The 522-nt window shown below is 61.7% G+C and carries 1 protein-coding gene; it reads left to right on the top strand.

Annotated features, from left to right (window positions below; translation table 11 throughout):
* Positions 1-115 precede the first annotated feature (115 nt).
* Positions 116-522, top strand: a 407-nt coding sequence (locus tag VE25_RS21270) for an endonuclease domain-containing protein (RefSeq protein WP_152664705.1), incomplete at its 3' end; no start/stop codon positions are given.

Raw genomic sequence — 522 nt, 5'->3', positions numbered from 1 at the left:
GGGTGGGGGGAAGCCTCGGCGCTCGATGAAAGATAGCAACGACGGGTGGGGGGAAGCCTCGGCTCTCGATGAACAATAGCAACCCGAGCCTCGGCTTTCGATAAAACGGAAAACCATGACCGGCCGAGCACGAACCCTGCGCAACAACGCCACCGGACCCGAGCGCCAACTCTGGCGGCTGCTGCGCGAGTTGCGCCCGCTCGGCGTTCACTTCCGCCGGCAGGTACCCTTCGGCCCCTATATCCTCGATTTCGCCTGCCATCACGCTCGATTGGTCGTCGAAATCGACGGTGACACCCACGGCTCCGACGAGGCCATCGCCCGCGATGAACTGCGCGACGATTTTCTCCGACGTGCCGGCTATGAGGTCATCCGGCTGGGCAACGAAGAGGTGCTGAAGAACCTCGATGGCGTCGGCATTCTTCTCCACGAAGTGCTGTCGACCAAACCGCTGCTGATCCCCAAGAGCAGCGCAATCGCCGATGGAGGCACAACTCATGATTGCGATATCCGGATTGTGGC

Source organism: Devosia geojensis (assembly GCF_000969415.1).
In the GTDB taxonomy this organism is placed as follows: domain Bacteria; phylum Pseudomonadota; class Alphaproteobacteria; order Rhizobiales; family Devosiaceae; genus Devosia; species Devosia geojensis.
The sequence above is the reverse complement of the archived record's forward strand: the minus strand, read 5'-3'. Positions and strand labels throughout refer to the sequence as shown.